This is a genomic window from Pseudomonas sp. Irchel s3h9 (genome assembly GCF_900187475.1).
GTDB classification, from domain to species: Bacteria; Pseudomonadota; Gammaproteobacteria; order Pseudomonadales; family Pseudomonadaceae; genus Aquipseudomonas; species Aquipseudomonas neuropathica.
Genome location: NZ_FYDH01000008.1, coordinates 96323 through 115576 on the forward strand (window position 1 = coordinate 96323; position 19254 = coordinate 115576).

General features: G+C 60.5%; 16 protein-coding genes. 7 read left to right on the plus strand and 9 right to left on the minus strand.

The genetic code is table 11. The features are described 5' to 3' along the window. Nucleotides 1–135: 135 nt before the first annotated feature. The 3 genes from emhC to emhA are packed head-to-tail and all read right to left on the minus strand — an operon-like array spanning nucleotide 136 to nucleotide 5918. Complete coding sequence (gene emhC, locus CKW26_RS14905) at nucleotides 136–1596, minus strand: efflux RND transporter outer membrane subunit EmhC (protein ID WP_093438633.1); 1461 nt, start codon at nucleotides 1594–1596, stop codon at nucleotides 136–138. Next, nucleotides 1593–4757 (minus strand): efflux RND transporter permease subunit, encoded by a 3165-nt coding sequence (locus tag CKW26_RS14910; protein ID WP_095049159.1) that lies wholly within the window; start codon nucleotides 4755–4757, stop codon nucleotides 1593–1595. The genes emhC and CKW26_RS14910 overlap by 4 nt, the downstream gene beginning before the upstream one ends. A 3-nt stretch (nucleotides 4758–4760) precedes the next feature. Beyond that, on the minus strand, nucleotides 4761–5918 hold the full coding sequence (gene emhA / locus CKW26_RS14915; protein WP_095049160.1) for an efflux RND transporter periplasmic adaptor subunit EmhA: 1158 nt from the start codon (nucleotides 5916–5918) through the stop codon (nucleotides 4761–4763). Between the two features lie 266 nt (nucleotides 5919–6184). Between emhA and emhR the strand changes: the two genes are divergently transcribed. Then, on the plus strand, nucleotides 6185–6817 hold the full coding sequence (gene emhR / locus CKW26_RS14920) for an efflux system transcriptional repressor EmhR (protein WP_016982806.1): 633 nt from the start codon (nucleotides 6185–6187) through the stop codon (nucleotides 6815–6817). Between the two features lie 474 nt (nucleotides 6818–7291). Here emhR and CKW26_RS14925 read toward each other — a convergent pair whose 3' ends face one another. Genes CKW26_RS14925 through CKW26_RS14935 form a run of 3 tightly spaced genes read right to left on the minus strand, consistent with a single transcriptional unit; the run spans nucleotide 7292 to nucleotide 9873 of the window. Further along, nucleotides 7292–8341 (minus strand): alkene reductase, encoded by a 1050-nt coding sequence (locus tag CKW26_RS14925; protein WP_095049161.1) that lies wholly within the window; start codon nucleotides 8339–8341, stop codon nucleotides 7292–7294. A 28-nt stretch (nucleotides 8342–8369) separates the two neighbouring features. Continuing rightward, nucleotides 8370–9536 carry an MFS transporter gene (locus CKW26_RS14930; protein WP_095049162.1) on the minus strand — a complete coding sequence of 389 codons (1167 nt, stop codon included), beginning with the start codon at nucleotides 9534–9536 and terminating at the stop codon, nucleotides 8370–8372. Nucleotides 9537–9570: 34 nt separating this feature from the next. Then, nucleotides 9571–9873, minus strand: a complete 303-nt coding sequence (locus CKW26_RS14935) for a helix-turn-helix transcriptional regulator (protein WP_007917068.1) — start codon at nucleotides 9871–9873, stop codon at nucleotides 9571–9573. Nucleotides 9874–10043: 170 nt separating this feature from the next. Here CKW26_RS14935 and CKW26_RS14940 point away from each other — a divergent pair, with 170 nt between their 5' ends. After that, complete coding sequence (locus CKW26_RS14940) at nucleotides 10044–10628, plus strand: ACP phosphodiesterase (protein WP_095049163.1); 585 nt, start codon at nucleotides 10044–10046, stop codon at nucleotides 10626–10628. Between the two features lie 105 nt (nucleotides 10629–10733). On the opposite strand, the gene CKW26_RS14945 is transcribed toward CKW26_RS14940, so the two are convergent. Next, nucleotides 10734–11528, minus strand: coding sequence for a 1-acyl-sn-glycerol-3-phosphate acyltransferase (locus tag CKW26_RS14945; RefSeq protein WP_095049164.1), 795 nt, complete (start codon nucleotides 11526–11528; stop codon nucleotides 10734–10736). Beyond that, nucleotides 11528–12283 (minus strand): L-ornithine N(alpha)-acyltransferase, encoded by a 756-nt coding sequence (gene olsB / locus CKW26_RS14950; RefSeq protein ID WP_093438600.1) that lies wholly within the window; start codon nucleotides 12281–12283, stop codon nucleotides 11528–11530. The genes CKW26_RS14945 and olsB overlap by 1 nt, the downstream gene beginning before the upstream one ends. 153 nt (nucleotides 12284–12436) lie before the next feature. On the opposite strand from olsB, the gene CKW26_RS14955 reads away from it, so the two are divergent. From CKW26_RS14955 to CKW26_RS14975, 5 genes are all read left to right on the plus strand, one after another. After that, nucleotides 12437–13315, plus strand: coding sequence for an acyl-CoA dehydrogenase family protein (locus CKW26_RS14955; protein WP_095049165.1), 879 nt, complete (start codon nucleotides 12437–12439; stop codon nucleotides 13313–13315). Between the two features lie 181 nt (nucleotides 13316–13496). Further along, a complete protein-coding gene (locus tag CKW26_RS14960; protein ID WP_095049166.1) occupies nucleotides 13497–14570 on the plus strand; it encodes a serine hydrolase in 1074 nt (357 codons plus the stop codon). Continuing rightward, nucleotides 14567–14863, plus strand: coding sequence for an amidase (locus CKW26_RS14965; protein WP_095049167.1), 297 nt, complete (start codon nucleotides 14567–14569; stop codon nucleotides 14861–14863). Before CKW26_RS14960 ends, CKW26_RS14965 begins: the two co-directional genes overlap by 4 nt. A gap of 183 nt (nucleotides 14864–15046) precedes the next feature. After that, on the plus strand, nucleotides 15047–15637 hold the full coding sequence (locus CKW26_RS14970) for a YceI family protein (protein ID WP_095049168.1): 591 nt from the start codon (nucleotides 15047–15049) through the stop codon (nucleotides 15635–15637). A 1-nt stretch (nucleotide 15638) separates the two neighbouring features. After that, a complete protein-coding gene (locus tag CKW26_RS14975) occupies nucleotides 15639–16796 on the plus strand; it encodes a phosphatidylserine/phosphatidylglycerophosphate/cardiolipin synthase family protein (RefSeq protein WP_095049169.1) in 1158 nt (385 codons plus the stop codon). A gap of 132 nt (nucleotides 16797–16928) precedes the next feature. Here CKW26_RS14975 and bglX read toward each other — a convergent pair whose 3' ends face one another. Next, nucleotides 16929–19220 carry a beta-glucosidase BglX gene (gene bglX / locus CKW26_RS14980; RefSeq protein ID WP_095049170.1) on the minus strand — a complete coding sequence of 764 codons (2292 nt, stop codon included), beginning with the start codon at nucleotides 19218–19220 and terminating at the stop codon, nucleotides 16929–16931. Nucleotides 19221–19254: the final 34 nt, after the last annotated feature.

Genomic DNA, 19254 nt, shown 5'->3' on the forward strand with positions numbered 1-19254 from the left:
GTTCACAATGTTGGGTACACCACAGAACATTGTGGGAGCTGGCTTGCCAGCGATGGGGCCAGCCCAGACACCACAACTTTCCGACAGGCAACAAAAAGCCCACCAATCGGTGGGCTCCTTGTATTCAGCCGATGATCAGAACAACTTCATCTTCGGCGCTTCTTCTTTCAGCGGTTCGTTCTGCGCGGTCTGCGCATTCCAGCCACCGCCCAAGGCCTTGTACAGGTTGACCGCACTGGTCAGCTGCGCGAGGCGGTCGGTGATCAGCGCTTGTTGCGCGCTGAACAGCTGACGCTGGGCATCGAGGAAGGTCAGGTTGCTGTCGACGCCGATGCGGTAGCGACGTTCGGCCAGGCGGTAGTAATCCTGGTTGGCCGCGACGAAGTCACGCTGCGCTTGCAACTGCTCGGTGTAGGTCTGGCGGGCGGCGAGGCCGTCGGCGACTTCCTGGAAGGCCGTTTGAATGGACTTCTCGTAGTTCGCCACGCCAATGTCCTTCTGGATCTTGGCGTAGTCGAGGCTGGCGCGCAGGCTGCCGGCGTTGAAGATCGGCAGGTTGATCTGCGGCTGGAACAACCACGTCCCCGAACCACCCTTGAACAGGCCGGACAGGTCCGGGCTCAGGCTGCCCGCGTTGGCGGTCAGGCTGATGCTCGGGAAGAACGCGGCACGGGCTGCGCCAATGTTGGCGTTGGCCGCTTTCAGGTTGTACTCGGCTTGCAGAATGTCCGGACGACGTTGCAGCAGATCCGAAGGCAGACCGGCCGGGACGTCGCTGAGCAGGTCATCGGACAGCGGTTTGGCCGTTTGCAGATTAGCCGGGATACCAGTGCCGAGCAGCAGGGTCAGGCTGTTTTCGTCCTGCGCCACCTGGCGGGTGTAACGCGCCAGTTGTGCGCGGGCGTTCTCGACCGAGGTGCGCGACTGCGCCAGGTCCAGTGCCGAAGCCACACCGACTTCGTTGCTGCGGCTGGTCAGCTTGTAGCTTTCTTCGAAGGCACCGAGGGTGTCTTGCGTCAGCTTGAGCAGTTCCTTGTCCGCTTGCCAGGTCAGGTAAGCGTTGGCGACGCTGGCGACCAGACTGATCTGGGTGCTGCGGCGTGCTTCTTCGGTGGCGAAGTATTGTTGCAGCGCTTGTTCGCTCAGGCTGCGAACGCGACCGAACAGGTCGAGTTCGTAGGCGCTGATGCCGACAGTGGCGGAGTAGGAGCTGGTGATGCTCGACTCGCCGGTCTGCGATGCACGGGCCGGAACCCGCTGACGGCTGCCGCTGGCATTGGCCGATACCGCCGGGAACAGGTCGGCGCGCTGGATGCGGTATTGAGCCGCATAGGCGTCGATGTTCAGCGCCGCGACACGCAGGTCGCGGTTATTTTCCAGGGACACCTGGATCAGCTGTTGCAGCGCCGGGTCATGGAAAAACTGCTTCCAGCCTTGCTCGGCAGCGGCTTGCGCCGGTGCCTGGGCCGGCGAATAGGCCGGCCCCTGCGGGTACTGACCTGCGACCGGAGCCTCAGGCTGCTGATAATCAGGTATCAGCGAGCAACCGCTCAGCACGAAGGCGGCGACTGCGATGGAGAGTAGCGACTTGCTCATTGGCCAGCCTCTTTAGGAGTTTCTTTAGTTTCATCCGGGTCGGTGATTTTACGCTGGCCCATGGACGAAACCGTAACGAAGAACAGGGGTACCCAGAAAATCGCGAGTACGGTGGCGGTGATCATACCGCCAATTACCACGGTGCCAATGGCGTGCTGGCTGCCTGAGCCGGCGCCTGTGGAAATTGCCAGAGGCACTACGCCGAGGATGAACGCCAGGGACGTCATGATGATCGGACGCAGACGCATGCGGCAAGCTTCGATGGCTGCGTCGCGCAGACTGGCGCCCTGTTCATGCAATTCCTTGGCGAACTCGACGATCAGAATGGCGTTTTTCGCTGCCAGACCGATGGTCGTCAACAGCCCCACCAGGAAGTACACGTCGTTGGACAGCCCGCGCAGACTGGTCGCCAGCAAGGCACCGATGATCCCCAGCGGCACCACGAGCACCACCGCAATCGGAATCGACCAGCTCTCATAGAGAGCCGCCAGACACAGGAATACCATCAGCAGCGACAGCGCAAACAGTGCCGGCGCCTGCGAACCCGCCAGACGTTCTTCATAGGACAGCCCCGTCCAGGAGATGCCTACGCCTTTCGGCAGTTTCGCGGCAATGGCTTCGACCTCGGCCATGGCTTCACCCGTGGAGTAACCTGGAGCCGGGGCACCGAGGATTTCCACCGCTTCCACACCGTTGTAGCGCGAGAGCTTCGGCGAACCGTAGATCCACTCGCCCTTGGCGAATGCCGAGAACGGAACCATGGTGCCGCTGGCGTTGCGTACGTACCACTTCTTCAAGTCTTCCGGTTTCATGCGCGAATCCGGCTGGCCTTGCACGTACACCTTCTTCACCCGACCACGGTCGATGAAGTCGTTGACGTAGCTACTACCCAAAGCAATCGACAAGGTGTTGTTGATGTCGCTGATGGTAACGCCCAGGGCGCTGGCCTTCTCGTCATCGATTTCGAGCTGGAATTGCGGCTCGTCATTCAGACCGTTCGGACGTACCTGCGACAACACTTTGCTTTGCGCCGCCATGCCGAGGAACTGGTTGCGTGCCTCCATCAGTTTTTCATGACCGATACCGGCGCGGTCCTGCAGGAACACGTCGAAACCGGTGGCGTTACCCAACTCCAGCACTGCCGGCGGGGCGAAGGCGAACACCATCGCGTCGCGGAAGGTAAAGAAGTGCTGCTGGGCGCGAGCCGCCAGCTTGAACACGCTGTTGTCGGCGTTACGCTCATCCCATGGCTTGAGCATGATGAATGCCATACCCGAGCTCTGACCACGGCCGGCGAAGTTGAAACCGGTCACGGTGAACACCGAGGCGACGGTGTCACCTTCACCGCCATCCTTGGTCGGACGCAGCAGGTATTCACGCATTTCATCCACGACTACCTGGGTGCGCTGGGCGCTGGAACCGGCCGGGGTCTGCACTTGAGCGAACAGTACGCCCTGGTCTTCTTCCGGCAGGAAGGAGGAGGGGATGCGCATGAACAACCAGATCATGCCGATCAGAATCAGCGCGTAGGCCAGCAGGTAAGGCACCTTCTGGCGCAGGATATTGCCGACGCCACGCTCGTAGCTTTTGACGCTGCGATCGAAGTTGCGGTTGAACCAGCCGAAGAAGCCTTTTTTCGGAACGCCGTGCTCACCATGGGGAATAGGCTTGAGCATGGTCGCGCAGAGTGCCGGGGTGAAGATCAGCGCGACCAGCACCGACAGGGCCATGGCCGAGACAATGGTGATCGAGAACTGCTTGTAGATCACACCGGTCGAGCCACCGAAGAACGCCATTGGCAGCAGAACCGCCGACAGTACCAACGCGATACCAACCAGTGCGCCCTGGATCTGGCCCATGGATTTCTTGGTCGCTTCCTTCGGAGACAGGCCCTCCTCAGCCATGACTCGCTCGACGTTTTCCACCACGACGATGGCATCGTCCACCAGCAAACCGATGGCCAGTACCATGCCGAACATGGTCAGGGTGTTGATGCTGAAACCGGCGGCGGCGAGGATGCCGAACGTACCGAGCAATACCACCGGCACGGTCATCGTGGTGATGACGGTGGCGCGGAAGTTCTGCAGGAACAGGAACATCACCAGGAACACCAGCGCGATCGCTTCGACCAGCGTGTGAACCACACCTTTGATCGACTCGGTCACTACGGGGGTCGTGTCGTACGGGAACACCACTTCCATGCCTGGCGGGAAGAACGGCTTGAGGCTGTCGATAGTGGTGCGCAAGGCTTTGGCCGTATCGAGGGCGTTGGCGCCGTTGGCCAGTTTCACTGCCAGACCGGATGCCGGGCTGCCGTTGAACTGGGCACTGATGGCGTAGTTTTCGCCACCCAGGCCAACATCAGCCACGTCTTTGAGGCGAACCTGCGAACCGTCCTTGTTGACCTTGAGCAGGATTTCCTTGAACTGCTCGGCCGTCTGCAGACGGGTCTTGCCGATGATCGTCGCGTTCAGCTGCTGGCCCTGTACGGCCGGCAAGCCGCCGAGCTGGCCGGACGAGACCTGGACGTTTTGCGCCGCGATGGCAGTCTTCACGTCGATCGGGGTCAGGTTGAAATTGTTCAGCTTGGCCGGGTCGAGCCAGATGCGCATCGCATACTGGGCACCGAAGACCTGGAAGTCACCGACGCCAGCAGTCCGCGAAATCGGATCCTGCATGTTCGACACGATGTAGTTGGACAAGTCGTCCTTGGTCATGCTGCCGTCACGCGAGACCACGCCGATGACCAGCAGGAAGTTTTTCACTGCCTTGGTCACGCGTATACCTTGTTGCTGCACTTCCTGCGGCAACAGCGGAGTGGCGAGGTTCAGCTTGTTCTGAACCTGCACCTGCGCGGTGTCGGAGTTGGTGCCTTGCTCGAAGGTCGCGGTGATGGTCATGCTGCCGTCGGAGTTACTTTCCGAGGACACATAACGCAAGTTGTCGATACCGTTGAGCTGCTGCTCGATCACCTGGACCACGGTGTCCTGCACGGTTTGCGCCGAAGCGCCCGGGTAGGTCACGGAGATCGCAATGGCCGGTGGCGCAATGCTTGGGTACTGGTTGATCGGCAATTTCAGGATCGAAAGTGCCCCGACCAGCATGATCACCAGGGCAATTACCCAGGCGAAAATCGGACGGTCGATGAAGAATTTTGACATGGATTACTCCCCTTTGCCGCCGGCGGCTTTGTCAGCTGCCTGAGCGGGGGCCGGGTTCTTGGTGCCGACGTTGGTCGCTTCAGTCGGTTTGACCTCGACGCCCGGTTTGACGAATTGCAGCCCTTCGGTGATCAGGCGATCGCCGGCCTTCAAGCCGTCTTCGATCAGCCATTGGCTGCCGACGGTGCGGCTGGCCTTCAACTGACGCAACTCGACTTTGTTGTCCGGGCCGACGACCAGTGCGGTCGGCGTGCCTTTGAGGTCACGGGTCACGCCTTGCTGCGGGGCGAGGATCGCGGCGCTGTTGACACCGGCCTGCAGCTGCGCGTGGACGAACATGCCTGGCAACAGGGTGTGATCCGGGTTCGGGAACACGGCGCGCAGGGTTACCGAACCGGTGGTCTGGTCGACCGACACTTCGGAGAATTCCAGCTTACCGTCGAGCTTGTATTGGCTGCCGTCTTCCAGAGTCAGCTTGACTGCGGCGGCGTTGTCACCCGCTTTCTGCAGACGACCGCTTTCCAGTTCGCGGCGCAGCTCCAGCAGTTCCACCGAGGACTGGGTGACATCAACGTAGATCGGGTCCAGTTGCTGGATCACGGCCATGGCGTCGGTTTGACCATTGCTCACCAAGGCACCTTCGGTGACCGAAGAGCGGCCGATACGCCCGGAGATCGGCGCGTACACCTTGGTGTAACGCACGTTGATCTGCGCGCTCTGCAGCGACGCTTCCGATTCCATGCGGTTGGCCACGGCGGTGTCGTATTCCTGGCGGCTCACGGCCTGTTCATCGACCAGTTGCTTGTAGCGGTCGGAGATCGACTTGGTCGAACGCAGGCTGGCTTCGGCGCTTTTCAGGGTTGCTTCATAAACCGCCGGATCGATCTGATACAGCTGCTGACCGGCTTTGACATCGCCGCCTTCCTTGAACAGGCGCTTGAGAATGATGCCGTTGACCTGTGGTCGAACTTCCGCGATGCGGTACGCACTGGTGCGCCCCGGCAGTTCGGAGGTGAGGGTAAAGGCTTGTGGTTGCAGGGTGACGACGCCGACCTGAGGCGGTGGAGCGGCCGGTGCCGCTTCTTCCTTTTTACATCCGCTGAGCAGCGATGCCAGGGCGACGGCAGTGACCAGAGCGGTAACAGCTGGCTTGAATTGCATGAAGATCCTCGGGTCAGGCGCGCAAAAAGCGCACAAGAAGTGTGGAAGGGTAAAAAATGGGTATCGGGTGGATAAGTAGCTTGCTAAGGAATATACTTACGTTCATGGTTGTTTGTAAATACCTTGGCGTCGTATCCACCCTGTTACAAAACTCGTCGCAAGGTTTGAAATTGTAGGCCGGGGAGCAGATCCGTGAGAGATCGCCCCCTCTTTATTCAGCGGATATTCAGCCATCCCTGAAACATCCTGTTTGAGGTTTTACTGTCATGGTCCGTCGTACCAAAGAGGAAGCTCAAGAAACCCGTAGCCAGATCCTGGAAGCGGCGGAGAAAGCCTTTTATGAAAGGGGTGTCGCTCGTACGACGCTGGCCGATATCGCGACAATGGCCGGCGTCACACGTGGTGCTATTTACTGGCATTTCAGTAACAAGGCCGATCTGGTCCAGGCCATGCTGGATTCGCTGCGTGAGCCGCTGGATGAATTGGCCAGGGCCAGCGAAAGTGAAGATGAACTCGATCCGTTGGGCTGCATGCGCCAACTGCTGATTCATTTGTTTCATCAAGTTGCGCTGGACCCGAAAACCCGGCGTATCAACGAAATTCTGTTTCATAAGTGCGAGTTCACCGATGAAATGTGCGATTTGCGCCAGCAGCGCCGGGACGTCAGTCTCGATTGCAACGAGCGCATCGCTCTGACGTTGCGTAATGCGGTCAATCGCGGCCAGTTGCCAGAAGATCTCGACACCGCCCGCGCGGCCATCAGTATTCACAGCTATATCGATGGCCTTCTGTATGGATGGCTTCTGGCGCCGGACAGCTTTGAGCTGCATGCCGAGGCCGAGCGTTGGGTCGATACAGGGTTGGATATGCTGCGCCTGAGCCCCAGCCTGCGCAAATGAAACAAAATGCGTAATTGACACCGCTTATGTCAATTGGCCTGCCTTTATATAGCTTCGCAGCGGGGGGAGTTTAAACGTAGCGAGCTACGCATTTTGTAGGGGATTTGTGTCTTCTGTGTGAATGAGTGTAAGCCGCTTGCCCTCACCCTAACCCTCTCCCAGAGGTAGAGGGGACTGACCGAGGTGTTCTTTCGAGTTACGCAGACCTGAAATGTCCGGTTGAACTCACGTCCCGAACATTCCCCGATCGGCCCCCTCTCCCAGAAGGAGAGGGACTGACCGAGGTGTTCTTGCGAGTTACGCCGACCTGAAATATCCGGTTGAGCTCCGATTTCGAACGTTCCCCGATCGGCTCCCTATCCCCTGGGAGAGGGCTGGGGTGAGGGGCTACGTACTCAGACGCGCAATCATTCTCCAGGCGAGCACAAAAAAGCCCCCGACTCTCAAAAGTCGGGGGCTTTGTGTTCCTACTGCTTATAGCGCTGGATAGTCGATGTAACCGACCGGGCCTTTGCCGTAGAACAACTCCGGACGCGCATCATTCAACGGCGCATCCGCCTGCAAACGAGCCGGCAGATCCGGGTTGGCAATGAACGGCACACCAAATGCCACGGCATCAGCCTTGCCGCTGGCCAGCCATTCATTGGCGCTGTCCTTGGTGAATTTTTCGTTGGCAATGTACGGGCCACCGAACGCCTCTTTCAATTGCGGGCCGAGGCTGTCGGCGCCTTCTTTCTCACGGGAGCAGATGAACGCGATGCCGCGCTTGCCCAGTTCACGTGCGACGTAGGTGAAGGTTTCCGCCAGGTTGTCATCGCCCATGTCATGGGAGTCAGCGCGCGGTGCCAAGTGCACACCAACGCGACCAGCGCCCCAGACTTCGATCGCGGCGTCAGTCACTTCCAGCAGCAGGCGCGCACGGTTTTCCAGCGAGCCACCGTAGTTGTCGGTGCGCTGGTTGGTGCTGCTTTGCAGGAACTGGTCGAGCAGGTAACCGTTGGCGCCGTGGATTTCCACGCCGTCGAAACCGGCGGCTTTGGCGTTCTCGGCACCAGTGCGGTAAGCGTCGACGATGTCGGCGATTTCAGCGGTTTCCAGTGCCCGCGGGGTTGGGTAGTCGGCCAGTGGGCGCACCAGGCTGACGTGACCTTTAGGCTGGATCGCGCTTGGTGCCACCGGCGTTTCACCGTTGAGGTACGACTCGTGGGAGATACGGCCCACGTGCCACAGTTGCAGGAAGATCTTGCCGCCAGCGCCGTGAATCGCTTTGGTCACGTTGGCCCAGCCGCGCACTTGATCGTTGGACCAGATTCCCGGGGTGTCCGGGTAGCCAACGCCCATTGGCGTCACCGAAGTGGCCTCACTGAGGATCAGGCCAGCGGACGCGCGCTGTACGTAGTATTCAGCCATCAGCGCGTTCGGTACGCGGCCTTCGTCGGCGCGGCAGCGGGTCAGCGGGGCCATGATGATGCGGTTGGCCAGCTCGACGTCGCCGAGTTTGATCGGATCAAAAATAGTTGCCATGTCTACAACCCTCGTAAGTAAAAGTTAATCAGTTGGTTGCCGGGGCCAGATCGGCATTGCCGTTCTGACGGAAAGTAATCAGGGTCACCAGCAGGGCGAGCACGGCCAGAGCCGCCGCCGCGAGTGGCACGCTGGTCAGGCCATAGCCGTGGGCGATGACGCTGCCGCCGACCCAGGCGCCGAGGGCGTTGCCGACGTTGAAGGCGCCGATGTTCAGGGTCGAAACCAGGTTCGGTGCGGCTTTGCCGAAGGTCACCACGTTGACTTGCAGCGCCGGCACGGCGGCGAAACACGCGGTGGCCCAGAGGAACAGAGTGATTTCAGTCGGGATCAGCGCAACGCTGGTCCAGGTCAGTACGGTGGAGACCACGGCCATGGCGATGAACACGCCGATCAACGTCGCGGCCATGCCCTTGTCGGCGAGTTTGCCGCCGATGATGTTGCCGACGGTCAGGCCCAGGCCGATCAGCATCAGCGTCCAGGTCACGCCACGCGGTGACACGCCGGTGACTTCGCCGAGCAGCGGGGCGACGTAGGTGAACAGGGTGAAGACGGAGGCGGCGAACAGCGCGGTCATGCTCAGCGACAGCCAGATCCCGGCACCTTTGAGGGCGGCGAGTTCGGCGCGCATGTCGAGTTTTTCTTCGTCACGCTTGGCCGGCAGGAAGCGGATCAGGCCGATCAGCGCGATCACGCCGATAACGGTCACCGCCCAGAAGGTCGAGCGCCAGCCGTATTGCTGACCCAGCGCAGTGCCCAGCGGCACACCGAGGACGTTGGCCAGGGTCAGGCCGGTGAACATCAACGCCACCGCCGAAGCACGTTTGTTGGCCGGCACCAGATTGGCCGCCACCACCGAACCGATGCCGAAGAACGCACCGTGGCACAGCGCGGTGATCACCCGGGCGAACATCAGCACGTTGTAATCACTGGCAATGGCGCAGAGCAGGTTGCCGACAATAAAGATGCCCATCAACGCCACCAGCGCCGCTTTACGCGGCAGTCTGGCGGTGGCCATGGCCATGAACGGCGCACCGATGGCCACGCCGAGGGCGTATCCGGTCACCAGCCAACCGGCGCCGGGTATCGACACACCGAGGTCGGCCGCCACATTGGGCAGCAGGCCCATGATGACGAACTCGGTGGTGCCGATGGCGAAGGCGCTCAAGGCGAGAATGAGGAGCGAGAGGGGCATGCGGGTTTCCTTGTCGGCTGGCTGACGTTAAGGGTCAGAGCTCTTTACTGAGGGTGCTGAGGAACGCCTGGATCACGTCCTCGTTACGTTTGAAAAAGTGCCATTGCCCGGCCTTCTGGCTGCTGATCAGGCCGGCGCGCTGCAACGTTGCGAGGTGTGCCGAAACGGTCGATTGCGACAAGCCGCAGCGTTGATCGATCTGCCCGGCGCAGATGCCGTACTCGTGGTTGTGCAACTGTTCCGGAAATTCGTTCTTCGGGTCTTTCAGCCAGTTGAGGATGTCTCGCCGTACTGGGTGCGCCAGGGCTTTTATTATTTCGTCGAGGTCGAGGTTCATGGCAGGGTGCTCACAATGTGTACAACGCTATATCGCGATGTGGCGAAATATAAATCGTTAGATCGCGATACACCAATATGATTTTGATCTGACATCAGCATAAATTGGTATATCGCGTTATAACGATACGTGGGTGTATGGCTTGTGGGTCGCAGTGCTAAGCTGCGCCCATGAACTATCTCGCACATTTACACCTCGGTGGCCAGCGCCCCGGGCAACTGCTCGGCAGTCTGTATGGCGATTTCGTCAAAGGTCGGCTGCAAGGGCAGTTTGCCCCGGAGGTCGAGGCGGCCATTCAACTGCATCGGCGGATTGACGTGTTTACCGATCGCCATCCGTTGGTGGACGTTGCGTTGGGGCGGTTTTCCGATACGAGGCGGCGTTATGCCGGGATCGTCCTCGACGTGTTTTTCGATCATTGCCTGGCCCGGGACTGGACGCTGTATGCCGATCAGCCTCTGGAACACTTCACCGCTGATGTCTATCGAGTGCTGTCCCGAGAACCGCAATTACCCGAACGTCTGGCGAAGATTGCCCCGCACATGGTCGCTAATGACTGGTTGGGCTCGTATCAGGAATTTGAAGTGCTGGAGCAGGTGTTGCGCGGCATCTCACGGCGACTGACCCGGCCGGAAGAGTTGGGGGGGGCGATGGAGGAATTGCGGCGGTTGTATGAGCCGCTCAGTGAAGACTTCCGCTTGTTCTACCCGCAACTCCAGGACTTCGCCCAAAACCCCGAATCACTGAAGATCTAAATGTGGGAGCGAGCCTGCTCGCGAAGGCGGCGTGTCATTCAGCATCTACATTGGCTGAGACACCGCTTTCGCGAGCAGGCTCACTCCTACAGGGGATGTGTGTTTTCAGGCGGCGATCAGTTCGCCTGCACGACGCGGTTCGGCCGGTTTCGCCACCTCACCAAACAACGCCTTCTGCACCGCCTGCTGTGCTTCAAATGCCAACGCCGCACGCTCACGACCCTGACAGGCAAGCGGCTTGAGCAGATGGACTTCGACATCGCCGCAATCATTGCTGAACAGACGCATCAGGTGCGAGAGCAGATCATCATCACCAATGAACGGCGCCAGCGCATCGATCTCGCCATCACGCAGATAACGGATCGCCACCGGTTGCAGCATCACCTCGGAATCAATCGCCGCCGCCAGCAAGCGACCATGAAAGGTACGCAGCGAGCGGCCATCGGTGGTGGTGCCTTCCGGGAACATCAGCAGGGCGTGGTCGGTTTGCAGGTGACGGGTCATCTGCTTGCGGATCAACTGGCTGTCGCCCGAACCGCGACGGATGAACAGGCTGCCAGCCTTCGCCGCCAGCCAACCAGCCACCGGCCAGGTACGCACTTCGGCCTTGGACAGAAACGACAACGGCGTGAGCATGCCGAGCAGCGGAATATCAGTCCACGACACATGATTGCTGACCCACAGCATCGGCTGTTTCGGCAGCTCACCGTGCACGGTCACGCGAAAGGGCAGGGCATTGCTCAGGCGCGCCATGAAGAAGCGCGACCAGCGCTGACGCCGTTCCATCGAATGCGCCAGGCCAATTCGTTCAAATACGCCAAAGACAGTGGCCATGGTCAACCCCAGCGCCACCACCAGCAGCACCCGCGCGATCCGCGCGTACACCCGCAGCCGGCTCATCACACGGCCGCCTTGAAGTGCTTGGCGTAGCGCGGGCAGAGTTCGTCGCGCTTGAGCAGGATAAACACATCGGCGACCTGGAAGTCTTCGTCCCAGCACGGCTCGCCGCAGATCTTCGCGCCCAGGCGCATGTAGGCCTTGAGCAGCGGCGGCATTTCGGCGATCACGTTGGAAGGAATATCCAGCGTCGGCAGCGGATTTTTCGGTTCGGCGCGCAGGTGTTCGGTGCACAGATAGCGTTCACGCAAACGCTGCATGATCGCGTGGGCCTGGATGCCGCCGTCTTGCATAGGAATGCTCGCGCAACCCATCAAGTAGCTGTAACCGCCCTGATTCAACACTTCGGCCAATTCGCCCCACAACACCGCAATGGTGCCGCCGTTGCGATAGGCCGGGTCGACGCAGGTGCGACCGATTTCGAGGATCGGGCCTTGCAGATGCGTCAGGCCGTGCAGGCTGAATTCTTCTTCGCTGTAAAACTTGCCGAGGCTGCTGGCGGCGGTGTGATCGAGCAGACGCGTGGTCGCCACCAAACGGCCGGTGTTCAAGTCACGCACACCGATGTGGCTGCAGTGAACATCATAATCATCCATGTCCAGACCCAGTTCCGCGCCTTTCAGTTTGGCGTTGAACTCGCCGCTGAAGACGTTGAAGCGTAAGGCCTGGGCTTGCTGCAAGGCCTCGGCGCCGATCAGGCGTTCGGCTTGCAGGCGGCGTTCATTGCCGGTGTCGCTGATGCGGGCGATCTGAGTCATGTGAATCTCCGTACGGGCCGTTAACCCGTCGTGGGTTGCAGCCGATCGACTTTCTTTATGCAGCCGTGTTGTGCAAAGTCAGGCTATGTAGCCCCGGTGTCATCGCCATGAACGTTCGGTGATGCTTATATGACAGCCCACAAGGAGCCTCTTATGCCCTGGCCAGATTTGCTGCACTGCCGTGAACGATTGCCCGCCGTTGCTGACCTGGCCGAGGGTTTTGCGACGTTGTTGCAGCAACTGGGCAACGTCACCCCGTTCGAATTGGCGGTCGCGGGCGGGCGGCGGATGGCGACGCCGGGGCTGGCGTTTCTGGTCGGTTACCAGGCGGCATTGCGCATGTTGTGGCCGAGTGCACCGCTGAGCCTCGGTGCGTTGTGTGCGACCGAACAGCGCAGTTTGCGTCCGGCGGACATGCACACGCGGCTTGCCGATTTACGTCTGAGCGGACGCAAGGATTTTGTCACCGCCGGCGATGCGGCGGACTGGTTGCTGATCGCCGCGCGCAGTGAAGAATCCGGTGAAACGCCGCGCCTGAGTCTGGCGGTGGTGTATCCCGGCGAACCCGGCGTGACCGTGGAGAAGCTGCCGGCGCTGCCGTTGATGCCTGACATCAGCCATGGTCGGCTGCAGCTTGATAACGCGTTGTGCGAGTTGTTGGCCGGCGATGGTTGGGACGCTTACGTCAAACCGTTCCGCACCCTGGAGGACGTTTATGTGCTGAGCGCGATGACCGCGTGGCTATATGGCGTCGGCCAGGACAGTGACTGGCCGCAGGCGCTGCAATTGCGCTTGCTGGCGCTGTTGGCCGGGTGTGCGGAGGCGAGTCGGCAACCGCCGAACAATCCGGCCGGGCATGTGTTGTTGGGCGGGTTGTTTGCGCAGTTTGAAGCGCTGGAGGGGGAGGTGAGTCAGGCGTTGTCTGACGGACCGGCAGAATGGGCGCAGATGTGGCAGCGGGATCGGGGGGTGATGCAGTTGGCCTCCGGCGCTCGGGCCAAGCGGTTGGCCAAGGCACTGGTGGTGTCCTGACTGGCCCCATCGCTGGCAAGCCAGCTCCCACAGGTTTCACAGGTGTTCACAAAATTTGTATCCACTCAAGAACCCTGTGGGAGCTGGCTTGCCAGCGATGGCGATTTCATGGAAAAGCAAAATCTCAAATTTGTCATGAGTCCCGACTAATCTCAGCAGGTTCTCCCCAAGAGCCCTCACCATGCGCAAAGGCCTGTCGCTGTTTCTGCTACTGATCAGCTTCACCGTTCACGCCGAACAATGGCCGGGTGAAGAATGGCCAATCGGCACGACGATCACCGATACCGGAGCGCTGGATAATTACGCCTTCCCACCCCGCGACGACACAACCCGCAAAGGCATCCGCACCGATGCCCTGCTGATCATCCACGACGGCCAGATCCTCTACGAACGTTACGCCGGCCCGACCACCGAACAAACCCCGCATCTGACTTGGTCAATCAGCAAAAGTCTGATGGCCACCGTCCTCGGTATGGCGTATGGCGAAGGCCTGTTCAAACTCGAAGCCCCGGTCGTGCAGTTTTACCCGCCGCTGGAACAACACCCGGCCATCAAAATCGCCGATCTGTTGCACTGGGCCTCCGGTATCGACTGGCAGGAAGACTACGAATACGCGCCACTGAAATCCTCGGTGGTGGCGATGCTCTACACCCGGGGCCATCGCGACATGGCCGCGTTCACCGCCGATCACGATGCTTACGCCGAACCGGGGCAGGCCTTCCGTTATTCCAGCGGCGACAGCAACCTGCTCGCGGCGGCGTTGAAAAATATCGTCGGCCCGCAGCGTTATCCTGATTATCCGTGGACGGCGTTGTTCGAACCGTTGGGCATCCGCCACGCCGTTTGGGAGACTGATGCCAACGGCACGTTTGTCGCGTCGTCTTATGCTTACCTGACGGCGAGGGATCTGGCGCGCGTCGGTCTGTTGATGGCCCGTGACGGGCGCTGGAACGATCGGCAATTGCTGCCCAAGGAGTGGGTCGACTTCAATCGGCAGCCCTTCGCCGGCTACAAGGCTCATCAGGACGAAGCGGTGCCCGGCGGTCAATGGTGGCTCAATCGCCCGGCCGATGGCGCCTTGTCACCGTGGCCCGATGCACCGCTCGACACCTTCGCGGCCCTCGGCCACTGGGGCCAGGCGCTTTACGTGATCCCCAGCGAGAAACTGGTGATCGTGCGATATGGCGATGATCGCGACGGCAGCTACCGTCACAACGAGTTGCTTAAGCGTGTGCTGAAGGCGGTGCGCCCATGAAGCGCTTATTCCTGTTAATGCTGGTCCTGTTGCTCGGCTGGATCGTCTACGAGCGCGAAAATCTGTGGGCCTTCCCCGACATCATCAGCGCCTACACCGCCAAGGAATATTGTTCCTGTCGTTATGTGATGAACAATGATGCCGAGTACTGCCGTGGCTATGTAAAACAATGGCTGCCGACCAGCCAATTCACGGATGACAGCGCGAACAAAACCATCACGGTCAGCGGCATGGGCCGCAGCAACCGCGCCCAGTGGCAAAGCGAACGGCAAGGCTGTCGCCTGAATCCCTGAAACACCCGATTGTTTTTTGTGGGAGCGAGCCTGCTCGCGAATGCAATAGCAGGCGCACCTTCTCTGTTGAGGCAGATGACGTCTTCGCGAGCAGGCTCGCTCCCACCGGGTGTGATCTTCAGTTTGCAATAACAGCGTGGGCGGTTAAGGTTCGTGCAGGTTTATCGGCCCTACGAGTGTTCAATGTTCAACCGCTCTCTCTGTGCAACCCTGTCCAGTCTGCTGCTCGCCACCGTCGCGTTGCCGGCGCAGGCCAATTGGTATCTGGACGGCGAGTCGTCGCGGCTGTCTTTTGTCAGCACGAAAAACACCCATATTTCCGAGGTGCAGCGCTTTCTGGTGTTGCACGGCAAGGTCGACCCCAACGGTCGCGCCGAAGTCGAAGTCGAGCTGGATTCGATCAACAGTGGCATCCCGCTGCGTGACGAGCGCATGCGCAAGGAGCTGTTCCAGATCGAGCAATTCCCCGAAGCGACCATCACCACCCAGATCGACCTGCGCCCAATCAACGATCTGGCCCCCGGTGCGCAGCTGGAATTGCGTCTGCCGCTGACCGTCAACCTGCACGGCAAGCAACACGAATACCCCGCTGAGCTGCTGGCGACGCGCCTCGATGACCGGCGTTTTCAAGTGGTCACCCTGGAGCCGCTGGTGATCAACGCCGAGGATTTCGATCTGGTGCCGGGGCTGGAAAGCCTGCGCAAACTCGCCGACCTGTCGGCGATCAGTCTGTCGGTGCCGGTGGGTGCGGTGCTGATTTTCACGGCGCGCTGACATGCGCGGCGCGGTGTTCCCGTGGCGCGATGGCAACCGCTTCGAGCTGTTGATCGATGGCCCGCAATTCTTTCCGCGCATGCTTGAGCAGATTGCTGGCGCGCAGGAGCAGATCGAACTGGAGTTGTATCTGGTCGAGGCCGGCGCCTGTGCCGAAACCATCGTGCAAGCGTTGGTGCTGGCCGCCGAGCGTGGTGTGCGCGTGCGTTGCCTGTTCGATGATTACGGCAGCCTGGCGTTCACCCTCAATCTGCGTCAGCGCCTGACCCATGCCGGGGTTGAACTGCGTTTCTACAATCGGCTGAATTGGCGGCGCTGGGTCGGCAATTTCTATCGTGATCATCGCAAGTTGCTGTTGGTCGATCAGCGTCTGGCAGTGGTCGGCGGCACCGGAGTCACTGATGAGTTCTGGACACCGGGGCACGACACCAGCGAGTGGCACGAAGTGATGGTCGAGATCAGCGGCCCACTGGTGATCGACTGGCAATTGCTGTTTGATCGTCAGTGGATCGCCAACCGCTATCGCCGCGCCTGGCGCCCGGCCGCGCATTTCGGCTTGCCGCGATTACCACGGGTGCCGGACAAGGGCGAGGGCATGGGCCGAGTGGCGTATGCCGACGCCCGCCAGCATCGCGACATTCTGCAGTCGCTGTTCCGTGCGCTGAACAGCGGGCACAAACGCATCTGGATGGCCACGCCGTACTTCCTGCCGACCTGGAAAATCCGCCGCTCCCTGCGCAAGGCTGCGGCGCGCGGTGTCGATGTGCGTTTGCTGTTGACCGGGCCGCGCACTGATCATCCGTCAGTGCGTTACGCCGGGCATCGTTATTACCCGCGACTGCTTAAGGCCGGGGTGCAGATCTTCGAATATCAGCCGTGCTTTCTGCATTTGAAAATGGTGCTGGTGGACGATTGGGTGAGCATCGGTTCGTGCAACTTCGATCACTGGAACCTGCGCTTCAATCTGGAGGCGAATCTGGAGGCGCTGGATCCGTCGTTGACGGCAGCGGTGCAGGCGAGTTTTGTGAAGGACTTCGGGCTGAGTCAGCAGGTGAGCCTGGAGGAATGGAAGCGCCGGCCGTTGTGGCGGCGGGTGAAGCAGCGGGTGTGGGGCTGGGTGGATCGGGTGGTGGTCAACATCCTCGACCGCCGCGGATAACCGCTCACCTGATGATCGTTCCCACGCTCTGCGTGGGAATGCAGCCCGTGACGCTCCGCGTCACTGGACGCGGAGCGTCCCTTGAGGCATTCCCACGCGGAGCGTGGGAACGATCAGCCGAGCAAAAACCGGTTACAGCAATTCAAAGCTCTGCTGCGTCACGTCCTGGGAATCCAGGCCGATCTGCACGTTGAACTTGCCAGGCTCCGCCGCGTATTTGAGCTGGGCGTTGTAGAACTTCAGGTCATCCTCGCAGATGGTGAAGTGCACGACTTTCTGTTCACCGGCCTTGAGCATGATTTTCTGGAAGTTCTTCAGTTCTTTCACCGGACGAATCATCGAGCCGGTGACGTCCTGAATGTACAACTGCACCACGGTTTCGCCGTCACGCTTGCCGGTGTTCTTGACCATGACGCTGGCGTCGAGTTTGCCGGTGGCGTTCAGGGTGGTCGACGACAGCGCCATGTCACTGAGGGCGAATTGGGTGTAGCTCAGGCCATAACCGAACGGGAACAGCGGCCCGGTCGTGTCATCGAAATACTGCGAGGTGTAGTTGCCCGGTTTGCCCGGCGTGAACGGCCGGCCAATGCTCAGGTGGTTGTAGTAAGTCGGGATCTGGCCCACGGAGCGCGGGAAGGTCACCGGCAGTTTGCCCGACGGGTTGTAGTCGCCGAACAGCACGTCGGCGATGGCGTTGCCGCCCTCGGTGCCGCTGAACCAGGTTTCCAGAATCGCGTCAGCAGACTGGTTCTCTTCGAGAATGGTCAGTGGGCGGCCGTTCATCAGCACCAGCACCAGCGGTTTGCCGGTGGCTTTCAGCGCGCGGATCAGCTCACGTTGGTTTTCCGGGATGTTCAGGTCGGTGCGGCTGGAGGATTCATGAGACATGCCACGGGATTCGCCCACAGCCGCAACGATCACGTCAGCGTCCTTGGCGGCTTTTACCGCTTCGTCGATCAGCACGTTGGCCGGGCGCGGGTCATCGACCACTTCCGGCGCATCGAAGTTGAGGAAGTTCAGGTAGTCGAGCACCTTCTTGTCGCTGGTGATGTTGGCGCCACGGGCGTAGATCAGGTTTGACTTGTTGTCGATCACCGAACTCATGCCATCGAACAGCGTGACCGATTGCGCAGGGCGCCCGGCGGCGGCCCAGCTGCCCATCATGTCGATCGGTGCTTTGGCCAATGGGCCGACCAGCATGACTTTTGCGTCTTTCTTCAGCGGCAGGGTTTCGTTCTGGTTCTTCAGCAGCACCAGACTGCGACGCGCCACTTCACGGGCCTCGGCGCGGTGCAGGCGGCTTTCGGCGTAGGTGTCGGCCGGATCATCTTCAGCCTTGCCGATGCGCAGGTACGGGTCTTTGAACAGGCCCATGTCGTACTTGGCCGCGAGCACTTCGCGTACGGCGTTGTCGATGTCTTTCTGTTCGATCTCGCCGGACTTGAGCAGTCCCGGCAGTTCTTTGCCGTACAGGGTGTCGTTCATGCTCATGTCGATACCGGCCTTGATCGCCAGCTTCGCCGCTTCACGACCGTCGCGGGCCACGCCGTGCTTGATCAGTTCGAAAATCGCGCCGTGGTCGCTGACCGCCAGGCCCTTGAAGCCCCAGTCTTTGCGCAGCAGATCATTCATCAGCCAGGTGTTGGCGGTGGCCGGAATGCCGTTGATCGAGTTCAACGCGACCATCACACCGCCAGCGCCGGCATCGATCGCGGCGCGGTACGGTGGCAGGTAGTCCTGGTACATCTTCACCGGGCTCATGTCGACAGTATTGTAGTCGCGACCGCCCTCGACCGCGCCGTACAGGGCGAAGTGCTTGACGCTGGCCATGATGCTGTCGGCCGCGCTCGGGGTGGCCCCCTGATAGGCGCGCACCATGACGCCGGCAATGCGTGAAGTCAGGTAGGTGTCTTCACCGAAGCCTTCGGAGCTGCGGCCCCAGCGCGGGTCGCGGGAGATGTCGACCATCGGCGCGAAGGTGATGTCGAGGCTGTCGGCAGCGGCTTCTTTAGCAGCAACGCGCCCGGACTGACCGATGGCGTCCATGTCCCAGCTCGAAGCGAGGGCCAGTGGAATCGGGAAAATCGTACGGTGACCGTGGATCACGTCGTACGCGAAAAACATCGGAATCTTCAGGCGGCTGCGCATGGCGGCGTCCTGCATCGGACGGTTTTCCGCGCGGGTGATCGAGTTGAACGTGCCGCCGATGTTGCCACCGGCAATCTCCTTGCGGATCAGCTCACGGGGCATTTCCGGGCCGATGCTGATCAGGCGCAACTGGCCGATCTTCTCGTCGAGGGTCATTTGCTTCATCAGGTTGCTGATGAACGCGTCCTTGTTTTCCAGAGGTACCGGGGTCGTGGCGGCCAATACTTGATAACTGGCCAGGCTGACGAACAGACCCAGCAAACACAGCTTCTTCATGAATAGTTTTCTCAAGGGCCCATGCGGCAATGCA